We start from the raw sequence: 15,935 nt of genomic DNA on the forward strand, positions 1-15,935 counted from the left end.
TGTCCGGGAGTTGAAGTCCTCGTGCGTGTGCGGAAGCCGCCCAACCAACGAGGTGGGCTCCGAGTCCGACAGTGCGTAGTCCGCGCAATCGCGCACCTTCCTCTCGGAGGTCTCCATGCACGCTCGTCCCGTCCGCCGCCGGGTCATCCGCGCCGTCCCGGCGATGGCGCTGGCTCTCGGTGCGGCCATGGCCGCGGCACTCACCACGGCCGGCACCGCCGACGCCGCGACGACACCGGCCACCGCCGTGGTCAACCACGGCTGGCAGCTCACCTACAAGGCCGCCCCCGGCCAGACCAACAAGGCCGCCGTCACGGGGACCCTCACCGCGGACAAAACAGGCATAACCTATGTGATCAACGACGTCGTCCCGATCGACGCAGGCCAGGGCTGCGTCCACCCCGACAGCGCGGACCGCACGAAGGTCTCCTGCACGGTCACCTTCATCGACACCCAGGACCCGTACGCCGCCCTGATCGTGGACCTCGGTGACCGCGACGACACGCTCGCGTACAAGAACAACACCGACCAGGTCTATGCGTACGCCGAGATCTCGCTGGGCGCCGGCAACGACAGATCGACCGACTCGGGTCGCCTCGACGGCGGCTACGTCTCGGGCGACGCGGGCAACGACACCCTCACCGTGGGCGCGGAGGGCCTCGCGTGGGGCGGTGACGGCAACGACACGATCTACGCGAGCGGCGGCGACAACATCGTGCAGGGCGGCAAGGGCAACGACGTGCTGCACGGCGGCGCCGGGGCCCAGTACCTGTCCGGCGACGACGGCAACGACACCATCTACGGCGGAACCGGCAACGACTCGCTGTACGGGGGCAAGGGCGACGACGTCCTCTACGGCAACAGCGGCAACGACGTGCTGTACGGCAACAGCGGCAACGACAAGCTGTACGGCGGTCCCGGCAGCGACAGGCTCTCCGGCGGTCCCGGCCGGAACGTGGTGCACCAGAACTGAGCGGACCGACGGGTCCGGGGCCCGCAGCCGGGCCCCGGATCGTCCGGGTGCGACATTGGTGAGGAATAGCGTCACGCGTGCGTGTGGTTGGCTTGAATCATGGCAAAACGCGTACGTGTCCGCGCCCCCGAGCTGATCGGCAAGGGCGGCTGGATCAACACAGGTGACAAGCAGCTCAGCCTCGCGGAGCTCCGTGGGCGCATCGTAATTGTTGATTTCTGGACATTTTGTTGCGTGAACTGCCTGCACGTCCTGGACGAGCTGCGAGAGCTGGAGGAGCGGCACCGGGACACGGTGGTGATCATCGGGATGCACTCGCCGAAGTTCGTGCACGAGGCGGAGCACCAGGCGGTCGTCGACGCCGTGGAGCGGTACGGCGTGGAGCACCCGGTGCTGGACGACCCGGAGCTCGCCACCTGGAAGCAGTACGCGGTCCGGGCCTGGCCGACGCTGGTCGTCATCGACCCCGAGGGGTACGTCGTCGCCCAGCACGCCGGCGAGGGCCACGCGCACGCGATCGCGCGGCTGGTCGAGGAGCTGGAGGCGGAGCACGAGGCGAAGGGCACCCTGCGGCGCGGCGACGGCCCGTACGTGCCGCCGGAGCCCGAGCCCACCGCCCTGCGCTTCCCCGGCAAGGCCCTGCAGCTGCCCTCGGGGCACTTCCTGGTCAGCGACACCACCCGGCACCAGCTGGTGGAGCTGGCCGAGGACGCGGAGACGGTCGTACGGCGGCTCGGCTCCGGCACGCGCGGTTTCACCGACGGTACGGCGGACACCGCCTCCTTCAGCGAACCGCAGGGCCTCGCCCTCCTCGGCGACGGCTCGGTGGTCGTCGCCGACACCGTCAACCACGCCCTGCGCCGCCTCGACCCGGCCACCGGCGAGGTGAGCACCCTCGCCGGCACCGGCCGCCAGTGGTGGCAGGGCTCCCCGACCTCCGGCCCGGCCCGTGAGATCGATCTCTCCTCCCCCTGGGACGTGGCGGTCTTCGGCGGCAAGGTGTGGATCGCCATGGCGGGCGTGCACCAGCTGTGGACGTACGACCCGGAGAGCGGCGAGGTCGCCGTCGCCGCGGGCACCACCAACGAGGGGCTGGTGGACGGCCCCGCCGCCGAGGCCTGGTTCGCGCAGCCGTCCGGCCTCGCGGCCACCGCCGACCGGCTCTGGCTCGCCGACTCCGAGAGCAGCGCCCTGCGCTGGGTCGACCCGGACGGAGAGGTCCACACGGCCGTCGGCACCGGCCTCTTCGACTTCGGCCACCGGGACGGCGCGGCCGGCCAGGCCCTGTTCCAGCACCCGCTGGGCGTGACGGCCCTGCCCGACGGCTCGGTCGCGGTGTCCGACACCTACAACCACGCGCTGCGCCGCTACGACCCGGCGACCGGCGAGGTCACCACCCTGGCGACGGATCTGCGGGAGCCCAGCGGCGCGGTGCTGGCCGGCGACGACATCCTGGTGGTCGAGTCGGCCCGCCACCGGCTGACCCGGCTGCGGCTGCCCGAGGAGGCCGTCCGGGTGGAGTCGGTCGCCCACCGCACCCGGCGCGCCGCGACCGAGGTGGCCCCGGGCGAGCTCCGCCTGGACGTGATCTTCCAGGCCCCGGCAGGCCAGAAGCTGGACACGAGGTACGGTCCGTCGACGCGGCTGCTGGTGTCCTCGACCCCGCCGGAGCTGCTCCTCAAGGGCGAGGGCGCCGACACCGACCTGTCGAGAGAGCTGGACCTGAACCCGGCGATCGAGGAGGGCGTCCTGCACGTCTCGGCAATGGCAGCGAGCTGCGACGACGACCCGGCGAACGAGTACCCGGCCTGCCATGTCCACCAGCAGGACTGGGGCGTACCGCTGCGGATCACGCAGGGCGGCACGGACCGGCTTCCACTGATTCTCGCCGGGATGGATCAGCGCCCCTGAAAGGGGCGCGGGGCTGTGTCGATTTGCGGCTGCCGCCGCGTGGGCGCGCTCAGCCCCCACGCACCCGCAGCCACAACACAACCGGCCAACCCGGCTACCGCCTCCGCGGAACCAACTTGAACACGGCAACCCCGGCCGCCACCAGCGTCGTGGCCGTCACCACCAGCGCCATGCTGTTGATCCACAGCCCGGTGGCGGCCAGGGTCGCACCGCCCGCGCCCGCCGTGCCCGCGCCGATCACTCGTCCGTACATCGTGTTTCTCCTATGAGGGTGTCCATGTGGGGGGCGGGGTCGGTGGGGTTGCCCGGCAACGGGCACCCGCTCACGTCGCGACCCACTTCTCCTCGCTGCGGCGCACCAGCCCCCACAGCGAGGTGAAGTAGACGGCGTGCTGGAAGAGGTCGTAGAGCATCTCCGGGATCATCACGGCGGCGACCAGCACGGCCCTGGCGCCCGCCCGCCGTACGGAGACGGTCTTCTCGACGACGAAGATCAGGCCGATCGCCGTCCAGAACGGCGACAGGCCCGGCCAGCCGTACATCGAGGTGTACGTGGCCATGAAGGTCAGGTAGACGAGGAAGGAGAGCGCGCCGAAGCCCATCAGGAACTGCTGGAGGAAGTAGCGGGCGGTGACCCGGGTCCAGCCGTAGTCGCGGAGGTTCTCCAGCGCACCGCGCTGCCACCGCAGCCGCTGGTGCCAGAGCTTGGGCAGGGTGGGCATGACCTCGGTGGTGACCGCGCAGCCCGCCGGGGACATGGCCCGGTAGCCGAGGGTCTTGACCGCCTTGGTCATCTCGTCGTCCTCGGTGAGCGAGGCGAGGCTGTAGTAGCCGGTGCCGCCGCCGAGTTCGCCGGCCCGGCGGGCGGCCCGGACCTCGCGCAGCACGCGGGCGCGGAACATCGTGCCGGTGCCGGTGAGGACCTGGGCCCTGCCGCCGGTGCGCTCCAGCTCCCAGGCGTAGCGGTGGAACTCCATGCGCTGGAGCAGGCCGAGCAGGCCGCCGCCCGCCTCGCCGTAGAAGACCCCGCCGACCGCGCCGACCTTGCGGTTGAAGGTGGTGAGCGCGGTCTCGACGAACCAGGGGTTGAGGACGGTGTCGGCGTCCTGGACGAGCAGCAGGTCCCGGTCGTCGAGGTGCGGCAGTACCCAGGCGATGGCCTGGTTGAGGGCACCGGCCTTCTTGTGGGTGTTGCCCTGGGTGGGGAAGACCTGGGCACCGTGGGCGGCGGCGACGCCGGCCGTGTCGTCGGTGCAGTTGTCGGTGACGACGACGATCAGGTCGGGGCGCCGGGTCTGTTCCCAGAGGCCGTCGATCGCGTCGGCGATACGTTTCTGCTCGTTGTGGGCCGGGATCAGGACGGCGATTCTGGGTCTGTCGCCCGGCTCCTCGGGCGCGGCGTGGGCACGGCGCGTGGCGTGACGGCGCACGGCTCGGTACCCCCTGTCGTGAAGACCGTGGTGGATCCGGAAGTCGATGTTCCGGAACCGTCAGTGATCCACAGTCTTCACGAAACCCCTACAACTCGAATAGTTGAATGCTGTAACGGATTGCTCACGGTTGCCTGTGATGACCCTGTGGGTGTGGCTGTGTCCCTTACGCGCCGTACCCGCTGCCGTATCCGTCACGCCCGTGATGCCGCTCTTCGTCGACCACGGCCGTCGGCGGCACGACGACCCGGCGGCGCCGGGCGATGCTGCTGAACGTGGCGACGCCGATGATCCCGACGGCCATCAGGATCAGGCCGACGACATCGAGGTTGACGCCCTGCATGTGCCAGTCGGTCGCGAACGTGAGGATGGCCCCCACGGCGATGAGGATGATGCACCCGCCGAGCCCCATGAGTGTCGCCTTCCCTTCAGGTCCGGTGCTTCCGGTTCCCGCCGGGTACCCGGGGGCGGCCGGGGTATGTGCGACCCCGCCGCGCAACTACCCCTCCAGGAACGCCACCAGCGCGTTCGCCAGCAGGAACGGGTCGTCGGCGCCGCACAGTTCGCGGGCGCTGTGCATGGAGAGGATGGCCGCGCCGATGTCGACGGTCCGGATGCCGTGGCGGGCCGCGGTGATCGGGCCGATCGTGGTGCCGCAGGGCATGGAGTTGTTGGAGACGAAGTTCTGGAACGGCACACCGGCCTTGTCGCAGGCGGCGGCGAATACCGCGCGGCCCGAACCGTCGGTCGCGTAGCGGTTGTTGACGTTGACCTTGAGGATCGGGCCGCCGTTGAGGCGGGGGTGGTGCGTGGGGTCGTGCCGCTCGGCGTAGTTGGGGTGGACGGCGTGCCCGGTGTCGGAGGAGAGGCAGACGGTGGCCGCGAAGGCTCTGGCACGGTCCTCGTAGGACCCGCCGCGCGCCAGCACCGAGCGCTCCAGCACGCTGCCGAGCAGCGGCCCGTCCGCGCCGGTGTCCGACTGGGAGCCGGTCTCCTCGTGGTCGAAGGCGGCGAGGACGGGGATGCAGGGCAGCTCCGGGCCGGCGCCCGTCGCCACGGCCGCCAGGGCCGCCGTACCGGCGTGCACGGACAGCAGGTTGTCCATCCGGGGGCCGGCCATCAGCTCCTGGTCGCGGCCCAGGTAGGCGGGCGGTTCGACGGCGTAGGTCATCAGGTCCCAGCCGGTCACCGAGCCGGCCGGCAGGCCCGACTCCTGCTCCAGGAAGGCGATCAGGTCGCCGTCGCGGACGTCGTCGCCGAGGCCCCAGACCGGCTGGAGGTGGCGCTGCTTGTCGAGCTTGAGGCCCTCGCTGCTGACCGAACGGTCCAGGTGGATGGCGAGCTGGGGCACCCGCAGCAGCGGCCGGTTCACGTCGACGAGCCGGGTGGAGCCGTCGCGCAGGCTGAGCCGGCCGGCCAGGCCCAGGTCCCGGTCGAGCCAGGAGTTCATGAGCGGTCCGCCGTAGATCTCCACGGCGACCTGGCGGAAGCCGTGCGCCCCGGTGTCCGGGCGGGGCTTGACCCGCAGGTTCGGGGAGTCGGTGTGGGCGCCGACGATCCGGAACGGCGTGTGGGGCGCGGCGCCCTCCGGGACGTACCAGGCGATGATCGCGCCGCCGCGCAGCACGTACCTGCCGCCGGCCGCCGAAGTCTCCGTGTCCCAGGCGTCCGTCTCGGCGACCTGCCGGAAACCGGCCTTCTCCAGCCGTTCGCCGGCGTTCGCCACGGCGTGGTACGGCGTGGGGCTCGCCGCGAGGAAGGACATCAGGTCGTCGGTGTGGCCGCGGTCGAAGCGGGAGGGTGCGCTCATGTGCCTCACCTTAACGACGTACGGTGGCCCGCTCCCCGGAGAGGGAGCGGGCCACCGTGGGCGACTCGGTCGGCCGCGACGGTCAGAAGGCGGCCTCGTCCAGTTCCATCAGGTCGAGGTCCACGTCGGCCGCGATCTTGCGGGCCAGGGTGACGCCGGGCAGCACGTTGGCCGCGAAGAACTTAGCCGCCGCGATCTTGCCGGTGTAGAACGGCTTGTCCTTCGAAGAGGCCGTCTCCAGCTTCTCGGCGGCGATCGCGGCGCCCTTGAGCAGCAGGTAGCCGACGATCACGTCACCGGAGGCGAGCAGCAGGCGGCTGGTGTTGAGGCCCACCTTGTAGATGTTCTTGACGTCCTGCTCGGTGGCCGCGAGGTCGGTCAGCATCAGGCCGACGATCGCCTCCAGCTCGACGGCGGCCTTCGCGAGGTGCTCGCGGGCGCCCGCCAGCTCCTCGCCGCCGGTGCCGAGCGCCAGGAACTTCTTGATGTCCTCGGCGAGGGAGTTCAGCGCCGCGCCCTGGTTGCGGACGATCTTCCGGAAGAAGAAGTCCTGGCCCTGGATCGCGGTGGTGCCCTCGTACAGGGTGTCGATCTTGGCGTCGCGGATGTACTGCTCGATCGGGTACTCCTGCAGGAAGCCGGAGCCGCCGAAGGTCTGCAGCGACTGGGCGAGCTGCTCGTAGCCCTTCTCGGAGCCGTAGCCCTTGACGATCGGCAGGAGCAGGTCGTTGAGCGCGTGCTCGGTCTTCGGGTCCTCGCCGTTCGCCTCCTTGACGGCGATGGCGTCCTGGACCGAGGCGGTGTACAGCACCAGCGCCCGCATGCCCTCGGCGTAGGCCTTCTGCGTGATCAGCGAGCGGCGCACGTCGGGGTGGTGGGTGATGGTGACCTTGGGCGCGGTCTTGTCCATGAAGTTCGCGAGGTCCGGACCCTGGACGCGCTCCTTGGCGTACTCCAGGGCGTTCAGGTAGCCGGTGGAGAGCGTGGAGATGGCCTTCGTGCCGACCATCATCCGGGCGAACTCGATGATCCGGAACATCTGGCGGATGCCGTCGTGCCGGTCGCCGATCAGCCAGCCCTTGGCCGGGTGGCGGTCGCCGAAGGTCATCTCGCAGGTGTTGGAGGCCTTCAGGCCCATCTTGTGTTCGACGTTCGTCGCGTAGACGCCGTTGCGCTCGCCCAGCTCGCCGGTCTCGAAGTCGAACAGGTACTTCGGGACGAGGAAGAGGGACAGCCCCTTGGTGCCCGGGCCGGCACCCTCGGGGCGGGCCAGCACGTAGTGGAGGATGTTCTCCTCCATGTCGTGCTCACCCGAGGTGATGAAGCGCTTCACGCCCTCGATGTGCCAGGAGCCGTCCTCCTGCTGGACCGCCTTGGTACGGCCGGCGCCGACGTCCGAACCCGCGTCGGGCTCGGTGAGCACCATGGTCGAACCCCAGGTCCGGTCCACGGCGAGCTGCGCCCACTTCTTCTGCTCCTCGGTGCCCTCCTCGAAGAGGATGCGGGCGAACGCCGGGCCGGAGGAGTACATCCACACGGCCGGGTTGGCGCCCAGGACCAGCTCCGCGTACGACCAGATGAGCGACGGCGGGGCGGTGGTGCCGCCGATCTCCTCGGGCAGGCCCAGGCGCCAGTACTCGGAGTCCATGAAGGCCTTGTAGCTCTTCTTGAAGGACGCCGGGACCGGCGCGGTGTTGGTCTCCGGGTCGAAGACCGGGGGGTTGCGGTCGGCGTCGGCGAAGGACTCCGCCAGCTCGTTCTCGGCGAGCCGGGTCAGCTCCTCCAGGACGCTCTTCGCGGTGTCGGTGTCCATCTCGGCGAACGGGCCGGTGCCGTACAGCTTGTCGCGCCCGAGCACTTCGAACAGGTTGAATTCGATGTCGCGGAGATTGGACTTGTAGTGCCCCATGGTGACGGCTCCGTATCCGGATCGGCGAGGCACTGAATCCTCGCGCAAGCTTTCACATACCAACGAGTGGTCCCGATGATGCTACCCGTCGGTAATAAGACGCAACCCCCATCGGGCGAAGTGTGAGAAGGGTCTACCTTCTCCCAGACCCCGCGCGTCTCGGTAGGCTTGCGCGCATGTATGGATACGGCCAGCCCATGGACGGGAGCGCGGCCCAGCAGCCGTACGCCTCCCCGCAGCAGCCGATGGCCGGCGGTCTCGGCGGGTACGGCCAGCAGGCGCCGCTCTACCCCGAGCCGTCCCCGCCCTCGCTCGCCGACGCGGTGCGTGCCTTCACCACGGGGCAGGTGACCGCCGAGGACTTCCAGCAGGTCTTCGCCACGTCCAAGGTGTACTGCCCGCGCGGCGACAACCCTGGATTCCTGGCGCTGCACAACACCCAGCAGCCGGTGATCCCGATGTTCACCTCGCTGAAGGAGCTGCGCCGGTACGCGGGCAAGGAGTCCAAGTACTTCGTGATCACCGGCTCGGAGGTGATCGACCTCCTCCCGACCGGCTACGGGTTCGTCCTGGACATGGAGGGCGAGCACCGGATGGTCTTCGACGCGAAGGCGGTCGAGCAGATGGTGGAGTTCGCGATGCGCCGGATGTACGGCTAGGCGCCGAGCTCCGGACCACACCCTCGCCGCGCCCTCGCCACGCCCTCACGACGCCTTCACGACGTCCTCCGGAAACTCATCCCGGTCGGAACTCACCCCCTGTTTGTCACAGCCATGCCATAGGCTGCCCCCTGGCAGCCGCGCCCCGCGCTCAACCGCTCTCAGGCGGTCGTGTCCGGGTGCCGCGCGGCGCTGTCATCCACCCGGCAGTCCCGGGTTCTCACTGGGGGTTTCATCACTGTGCGCATGCGCAGCACTTCGGTCGCGACGGCGCTCGCGGTCGTCTTCAGCTCGGCGGCGCTGAGCGTCGTGGCGGCGGGGACCGCCTCGGCGGCCGCCGCCACCGTCACGAACATCGGCGGTTTCGTCGTGGACGGCGCCCTCCAGCGGGTGTTCGTCGGCGACGCGGCGAACGGCAGGATCGTCGCCTCGGACTACAGCGGCACCCTCGTCGACTCGGACGCCGGCCTCGGCAGCGTCAGCGACCTGGCCCTGTCGGACGACGGCTCCACCCTGTACGCGGCCCTGCCCAACACCCATCAGGTCCTCGCCCTCGACGCGGCCACGCTGGACGTGAAGACGACGTACAGCATCCCGACCGACACCGGCCCACGCCACCTGGCCTTCGCCGGCGGCAAGGCGTGGTTCTCGTACGGCGACCAGTGGGACGGCGACATCGGGTCCATCGACCCGGCGGTGGACCCGGCGGGCGGGACCGACCCGGTCGCGATGACGCAGTTCCCCACCGAGGGCACCTCCTCCGGCATCTGGGGCCAGGGGCTGCTGGACACCGACCCGGCCCGGCCGGGCCTGCTGGCCGTCGGGGAGACCGGCATCTCCACCGACTCCATGGCCGTCCTCGACGTCTCGGACGGCACCGCGAAGCTCACCGCCTGGTACAACGGCGACTACACCCTGAACAGCGGCATCTCCGACATCGACCTCGTCCCCGGCGCGGACCAGGTGCTGATCAACGGCACCGACCGGGACGCGTGGGCGGACGGCAAGTTCAGCAAGGCCGGCTCCTACCCCGGCGCGTGGAGCGCCGACGTCGCGCCGAACGGCCTGGTCGCCCAGTTCAACTCCGGCAAGGTCACGGTCTACCGGCCCGACACCAGCACGCCGCTGCGCACCTACAACGTCGGCACCTCGACCGACTACACCACCGGCAACCTGCGCTGGGCGCCGGACTCCTCGCGGATCTTCGCGCTGGCGCCGAACGGCGGCTCCTACACGCTCAAGGTCCTGACCCAGCCGACGCTCAACGTGCCGACGCTCACGGTCAACGCCCCGAGCTCGGCGCCCCGCGCCAAGAAGCTCACCGTCACCGGCAAGCTGTCGGCGACCATCCCGCTGCCCGCCGGTGCCAAGCTCTCCGTGACCCGCACCGACGTCGAGAGCCCCGGCGGCAAGGCGCTCGCCGCCGTCACCGTCAAGGCGGACGGCACCTACTCCTTCACCGACACCCCGCCGGCCGGCGGCACGGTCACCTACAAGGTGACCTACGCGGGCGACGCCGGGCACACCACGGCCACCGCCTCCGACAAGGTCGCGGTCTCCCGTGCGGGGACGAGCCTGAGCCTGAACAACAACGGCAAGCTGTACAACTACGGCACCGACGTGAAGTTCACCGCCCACCTCGGGACGACGTACAAGAACCGCTCGGTCAAGATCTACGCGGACCCCTTCGGCGGCGACAAGCCGAACAAGCTGATCAAGACCGGCAAGGTGGACTCCCACGGGAACATCGCCGCCTGGGTCGACATGACCCGTGACACGGCCGTCTCCGCGGTCTTCGACGGCGACGCCCGGTACGCGCCGAAGACCGTGAAGGCCACGGCCTACGCGCGGGTCAAGATCTCCACCTCTCTCTCCAAGTACTACAAGACGGCGAAGATCGGTTCGACCTCGTACTACTGGTTCCACAAGAACACCGGCCCGGTGTTCAACACGACCATGACCTACTACCCGGGCCGTGAGCACCGTCTTGACCTGGAGGTCTACTACCAGGGGAAGTGGTACTCGACGGACTCCGAGTACTTCAAGCTCGGCACGAGCGGCAAGTCGTCCGTGCAGTTCGACGCCCCCGGTGAGTCCGGTGTCCGGGCGCGGATGCGTTCGGTGTACGTCAACGGGGCGTCCGGCGACACCGTGAACTCGACCACCTACGGCGGGTGGAAGTACCTCTACTTCAGCAACTGATCCACCGAACGGGGGATGACCGGCCCGGAGGGAATGTCCTCCGGGCCTTCGTCGTTAGGGGTGGCAGAAAGTTCAACGCTCAACTAAACTGGGCGCACAAGGAGGAGCCAACATGCCTGCAGTGACTGTCGAGAACCCGTTGACCCTGCCCCGGGTGACCGCGTCGGCCGACGCCGTGTCCCGTCCCGTGCTCGGCGTCACGACCGCGCCGAGCGGTTTCGAGGGCGAGGGTTTCCCGGTGCGCCGGGCGTTCGCGGGGATCCACTACCGCCATCTCGACCCGTTCATCATGATGGACCAGATGGGTGAGGTGGAGTACGCGCCGGGCGAGCCCAAGGGCACCCCCTGGCACCCGCACCGCGGCTTCGAGACCGTCACCTACATCATCGACGGGATCTTCGACCACCAGGACAGCAACGGTGGCGGTGGCACCATCACCAACGGTGACACCCAGTGGATGACGGCCGGTGCCGGTCTCCTCCACATCGAGGCCCCGCCGGAGTCCCTCGTCGTGTCCGGCGGGCTCTTCCACGGCCTCCAGCTGTGGGTGAACCTCCCGGCCAAGGACAAGATGATGGCCCCGCGCTACCAGGACATCCGCGGTGGCACGGTCCAGCTGCTCACCACCCCGGACGGCGGCGCGCTGCTGCGGGTCATCGCCGGTGAGCTGGACGGCCACAAGGGTCCCGGTGTCACCCACACCCCGATCAGCATGGTGCACGCGACGCTGGCGCCGGGCGCGGAGATCACGCTGCCCTGGCGTGAGGACTTCAACGCTCTGGCGTATGTGCTTGCCGGAAAGGGTTCTGTGGGTGCGGATCGCCGGCCGATCCACCTGGGCCAGACCGCGGTCTTCGGCGCGGGTTCGTCCCTGACCGTCCGCGCGGACGAGCAGCAGGACTCGCACACGCCGGACCTGGAGGTCGTGCTCCTCGGCGGACAGCCGATCCGTGAGCCGATGGCCCACTACGGCCCGTTCGTCATGAACACCCAGGCAGAGCTCCAGCAGGCCTTCGAGGACTTCCAGAAGGGCCGCCTCGGGACGATCCCGGCGGTGCACGGAATGACGGAGGGCGGGCTCTGACCCCTCGTCGGCCAAATTCACCAGCCCCACCCCGAACAAAGGGGTGGGGCTGGTGAGTTTGGCGCTGGTTTGGCTGGTCAGTGCGGGTACGTAGCGTTGTCAAGGAAGACTATCCAGACTGACAGGCTGAGCACTCGCACATGGAACAAGTCTCACCCGGCAAGTACCGGATGAGTCTTGGTTGTTGATGGGGTGGCGCTGGTGTGGGGCCGTTGCGTGCTGACTTGGGGCTTGGCCTAAAGGTCAGCGGCGAGAGCCCGACGGAGCCTGCGGCGGCACCGAGATATCGCCGGGAGTGTTCCTGACGAATACGAAGGCGCGGTGTGGGAGGGTCACGGAGGACATGCTCGGGTAACTGGCCAGCCTCGGACTGGAGTGGGCCGGGGCGGCCACGGGCTATCCAGGTGGGCCGTCATCAGATGACGGCCCACCTTGTGGGATCGAGCGGCAGATGTTCAGCTCGGGGAGGGCGGGGGCATCGCTCGTCGAGGGCCGGGGCTCCTACCACACGTGGACGGAGAGCAACCGTCTGATCGAACTCGGCCGCAAGGTCGACGGTGCCGTGGGCTGGAACCCGGGGTCCGAGCAGGTCTCCGATGGCCTGGGCTGCACGAGCGGGGAGCGCTTCTACGTGCGCGAGTCCTGGGAGCGCTCCTGAGCCTGCCAGGTCGGGCGGCCCCCCAGGTGGCGCAGTGCTGATGCCGCCGCCCCGGCGCCGCACATGCCGTGCACCCCAGGGCCGGGTGGGGTGGCCGCTGAGCACAGGAACACTCCGGGCAGGCCAGTGGCGTAGGGGTCCAGCGCCGGGCGGGCGCCCAGGAGGAGCTGGGAGACTGTCTTCGCTCCGGTGAGGATGTCGCCGCCGGTGAAGTTGGGGTTGGCCGCTGCGAAGTCGGCGGGGCGGGTGACGTGCCGGCCCACGATTCGTTCGTGTACGCCGGGGGCGAAGCGTTCGAGCTGCCGGAGGATCGCCTCCGTGGCATCGCCGTCGTAGCCGTGCGGGACGTGGGCGTACGTCCAGACGGGGTGGACGTCGCCGACCGACCGGGAGGGGTCGGCAAGGTACTGCTGGCCGACCAGGACGAAGGGCCGCTCGGGCATCCGGCCCTGCGTCACGTCCCGTTCCGTCCGGGCCACTTCGGCGAGCGGCCCACCGAGGTGCACGGTCCCGGCCCGTCGTGCCCGCTCGTCCCTCCAGGGCACGCCGCCCTCGACGGCCAGGTCCACCTTGAAGGCGCCAGGGCCACGGCGGAAGCGCCGGTACGCGCCCGTCACGCGGGCGGGCAGCCTGTCGCCGTAGAGGGCGGCGACCTGACCGGGGTCGAGGTCTAGCAGAGTCACGTCAGCGGGCGGGATCTGCTGCCGGGCGGTGATTCGCACGCCGGTCTCGATCGTGCCGCCGGCGGCGAGGAGAGCTGCGGCCATGCTGCGGGCGATGGACTGCGAGCCGCCCTCGGCGACGGCCCACCCGGCTGCGTGGCCGGAGGTGAGGATGCCGAGCCCGATCGCTGAGACGAGCGGGTCCCAGAATGGGCGGAACGCGTGCGCCGCTACCCCGGCCCACAGAGCCTGGGCCTGTGGGGTCCGGAAGAGGCGCGCGAGGATCGCGGGAGGCAGCACGGCCGGGAGGCCGAACCGGGCGAGCAGCAGCGGGTGCGCCGGGATCCGCAGCAGCGGACCCATCACGTCGTGCGCGAGGGCGTCCCAGCGCCGCACCAAGGGCTCCACCAGGGCCCGGTAGCGGCGGCCGTCCGGGCCGAGCCCGGCGGCGGTCTCCGTGACGGAGCGCAGCAGGACCCCGGCCGTCCCGTCGTCCAGCGGGTGCACACAGTCGATCTCCGGCAGCCGCCAGCGCAGCCCGTGGCGTTCGAGGCCGAGGACCCGGAGCGCGGGCGAGGTGACGGCCATGGGGTGGATGGCCGAACAGTGGTCGTGCAGCAGGCCGGGCAGGATCGCCTCGTGGCTGCGCGTGCCGCCGCCGACCTCGTCGGCGGCCTCCAGCAGCGTGACGTCCAGGCCGTCCCGCGCGAGGAGGGCCGCAGCGGCGAGCCCGTTGGGCCCGCCACCGACGACGACCGCGGTCGTCATGACGCCAACCTCGTGGGCGGAACGCTGGGCGCCGAGCGCAGCGGATGACGAGACACGGCGCCGCACATGGGATGGTCCGGGCCATCGGTGGGCCAGGGCTGACGGGTCACCATGTCGCGCATCGTGACGTGTCCTTGTCCGAGCAGGCCAAGGGCGGCGTCGTGGATCTCATACGCCACAGTCTGCCGGTGGATGGGCCGCCCTTCCAAATGATCACTGACGTAAGCCGTGCTCTTATTCCTCGGCGCTTGCATGCGCCAAGGCCTTGGTGCGTCAGGGCGATCATTGCCAGTGACCTGGTCAACTGATCGGATCGTCACCGAAAGATGGGTGCAGGCTGTGGTGAAGTCCTCTTCGCGAGTGCCTGGATTGCGGGGAAGTACCGCTCCGGTGACACGCAGAAATCGGTTCCCCTCCCTGGCCTCCCGCAAAGCCTTCGTGATCTTCTCGCGGTACTCCTTCCGCTCCGCCAGTGATACGAATCTCCTCCGGAGAGAATCGCGGAGCTGCTCATTTACTCAACACGCCGGTGAGGCCTCGGGTGTCGGATGGGGGTGGTATCGGCCGAGGGGCTACGGATGCACGAATTTCCTTGCTGCCTGGGCTGACCTGGGAAGCTACGTCACCGCGTCGCCCGTCTCGACCAAGCAGGAACGACCATTCGGCCTATTAAAAATTTTCTGAGCATTTGTGATCGGCTCGCCAGGTCGGGCGAAAACACGCGCATGAGTTGCAAGTTGGAGCATGCGCCTGCGTAATATGCCGGGGGCAGAGACAGGCGATTCAATGTGACCGAGAACCGCCAAATACGTCTCCATCCCCTCACAGGAGCTGGCCCTTCGATGACGCCCAATTTCCCTGTCGCGCCCCTGCGGCGCGCTTTGTCGGTATGGATCGCGGCGGTACTTGCCGTGGTGATCTCCGCTGTCGTAGTCGCTGTGTCGCCGACACAGGCAAGTGCCCTCGCCACGTTTGTAGATCTGGGCAGGGCGGACAGCTTCGCGGTACTGGCCGGTTCGGCAACCACCAACACCGGCCCCTCGGTGATTACCGGGGATGTCGGAGTGTCTCCGGGAACGTCCATCACCGGATACGGGCCGCCCGCCGTGGTGAACGGGACCCAGCACTCTGCGGACACTGTGGCTCAGGACGCCCAGACCGACCTGATCACGGCGTACGACGACGCTGCCGGGCAGCCCTCCGACGGGGCACTTCCCCCGGACGCCGGTGGCCTGGAGCTGGATCCGGGCGTCTACACAGCCTCCACCACTCTCGGGCTCACCGGCACCCTCACCCTGAATGCCCACGGGGACCCCAACGCCGTCTGGGTGTTCCAGATCGGTTCGGGGCTGACGACGGCGTCCGGCAGCAGCGTGTCCCTCATCAACGGCGCCTCGCCGTGCAATGTGTTCTGGAAGGTGGGTAGTTCGGCCACTCTTGGCACCAGCACCGCCTTCGTGGGCAACATCCTGGCCATGACCTCGATCACTGCCACCACGAGCGCGACCATCGAGGGACGGGCGCTGGCCCGTAACGGTGCCGTGACGCTGGACACCAACACGATCACCCGGCCGCAGTGCGCGACCGGCACCACGGGTGCCACCACGACGGCCGGCACTACCGGTGCCACGACCACCGGCACCACGGGTGCGACGACCACCGGCACCACCGGTGCCACGACCACCGGCACCACCGGTGCCACGACCACCGGCACCACCGGTGCCACGACCACCGGCACCACGGGTGCCACCACGACGGCCGGCACTACCGGGGCCACCACCACCGGCACTACCGGTGCGACGACCACCGGCACTACCGGTGCTACTACCACAGGCCGAGCTCACTCTTCAACACATCAACGAGCCCACG

The 15,935-nt window shown here is 69.6% G+C and carries 14 protein-coding genes; 7 read left to right on the plus strand and 7 right to left on the minus strand.

Annotated features, from left to right (window positions below):
* The first annotated feature begins 115 nt into the window (after positions 1-115).
* A complete protein-coding gene (locus ACWGKQ_RS38530; protein ID WP_453296701.1) occupies positions 116-973 on the plus strand; it encodes a calcium-binding protein in 858 nt (285 codons plus the stop codon).
* Between the two features lie 99 nt (positions 974-1,072).
* Complete coding sequence (locus tag ACWGKQ_RS38535) at positions 1,073-2,884, plus strand: NHL domain-containing thioredoxin family protein (RefSeq protein ID WP_453296702.1); 1,812 nt, start codon at positions 1,073-1,075, stop codon at positions 2,882-2,884.
* Positions 2,885-2,978: 94 nt separating this feature from the next.
* On the opposite strand, the gene ACWGKQ_RS38540 is transcribed toward ACWGKQ_RS38535, so the two are convergent.
* From ACWGKQ_RS38540 to ACWGKQ_RS38560, 5 genes are all read right to left on the minus strand, one after another.
* The gene (locus ACWGKQ_RS38540) at positions 2,979-3,137 is read right to left on the minus strand and encodes a hypothetical protein (RefSeq protein ID WP_453296703.1); all 159 of its coding nucleotides are present in this window, start codon (positions 3,135-3,137) and stop codon (positions 2,979-2,981) included.
* A gap of 70 nt (positions 3,138-3,207) precedes the next feature.
* A complete protein-coding gene (locus ACWGKQ_RS38545; RefSeq protein ID WP_453296704.1) occupies positions 3,208-4,314 on the minus strand; it encodes a glycosyltransferase in 1,107 nt (368 codons plus the stop codon).
* A 166-nt stretch (positions 4,315-4,480) separates the two neighbouring features.
* Positions 4,481-4,726, minus strand: coding sequence for a DUF6458 family protein (locus ACWGKQ_RS38550; RefSeq protein WP_453296705.1), 246 nt, complete (start codon positions 4,724-4,726; stop codon positions 4,481-4,483).
* A gap of 87 nt (positions 4,727-4,813) precedes the next feature.
* On the minus strand, positions 4,814-6,124 hold the full coding sequence (locus tag ACWGKQ_RS38555) for a M18 family aminopeptidase (protein WP_453296706.1): 1,311 nt from the start codon (positions 6,122-6,124) through the stop codon (positions 4,814-4,816).
* Between the two features lie 82 nt (positions 6,125-6,206).
* Complete coding sequence (locus tag ACWGKQ_RS38560) at positions 6,207-8,033, minus strand: acyl-CoA dehydrogenase (RefSeq protein ID WP_453296707.1); 1,827 nt, start codon at positions 8,031-8,033, stop codon at positions 6,207-6,209.
* Between the two features lie 176 nt (positions 8,034-8,209).
* On the opposite strand from ACWGKQ_RS38560, the gene ACWGKQ_RS38565 reads away from it, so the two are divergent.
* The 4 genes from ACWGKQ_RS38565 to ACWGKQ_RS38580 all read left to right on the plus strand — a co-directional run bounded on the left by ACWGKQ_RS38565 (position 8,210) and on the right by ACWGKQ_RS38580 (position 12,636).
* Positions 8,210-8,692 carry an SseB family protein gene (locus ACWGKQ_RS38565; RefSeq protein WP_453296708.1) on the plus strand — a complete coding sequence of 161 codons (483 nt, stop codon included), beginning with the start codon at positions 8,210-8,212 and terminating at the stop codon, positions 8,690-8,692.
* A 246-nt stretch (positions 8,693-8,938) separates the two neighbouring features.
* Positions 8,939-10,894, plus strand: a complete 1,956-nt coding sequence (locus ACWGKQ_RS38570; RefSeq protein WP_453296709.1) for an Ig-like domain repeat protein — start codon at positions 8,939-8,941, stop codon at positions 10,892-10,894.
* A 112-nt stretch (positions 10,895-11,006) separates the two neighbouring features.
* Positions 11,007-11,978: a pirin family protein gene (locus tag ACWGKQ_RS38575; protein ID WP_453296710.1), complete on the plus strand. Its 972-nt coding sequence runs from the start codon at positions 11,007-11,009 to the stop codon at positions 11,976-11,978.
* A 451-nt stretch (positions 11,979-12,429) separates the two neighbouring features.
* A complete protein-coding gene (locus ACWGKQ_RS38580) occupies positions 12,430-12,636 on the plus strand; it encodes a hypothetical protein (RefSeq protein ID WP_453296711.1) in 207 nt (68 codons plus the stop codon).
* Here ACWGKQ_RS38580 and ACWGKQ_RS38585 read toward each other — a convergent pair.
* Positions 12,606-14,066, minus strand: coding sequence for a phytoene desaturase family protein (locus ACWGKQ_RS38585; RefSeq protein ID WP_453296712.1), 1,461 nt, complete (start codon positions 14,064-14,066; stop codon positions 12,606-12,608). The genes ACWGKQ_RS38580 and ACWGKQ_RS38585 overlap by 31 nt on opposite strands.
* Complete coding sequence (locus ACWGKQ_RS38590) at positions 14,063-14,320, minus strand: DUF3556 domain-containing protein (protein ID WP_453296713.1); 258 nt, start codon at positions 14,318-14,320, stop codon at positions 14,063-14,065. Before ACWGKQ_RS38590 ends, ACWGKQ_RS38585 begins: the two co-directional genes overlap by 4 nt.
* A 588-nt stretch (positions 14,321-14,908) precedes the next feature.
* On the opposite strand from ACWGKQ_RS38590, the gene ACWGKQ_RS38595 reads away from it, so the two are divergent.
* The coding region (locus tag ACWGKQ_RS38595) for an ice-binding family protein (RefSeq protein WP_453296714.1) at positions 14,909-15,935 on the plus strand (1,027 nt) is incomplete at its 3' end.

The organism is Streptomyces sp. NPDC054770 (assembly GCF_053611985.1).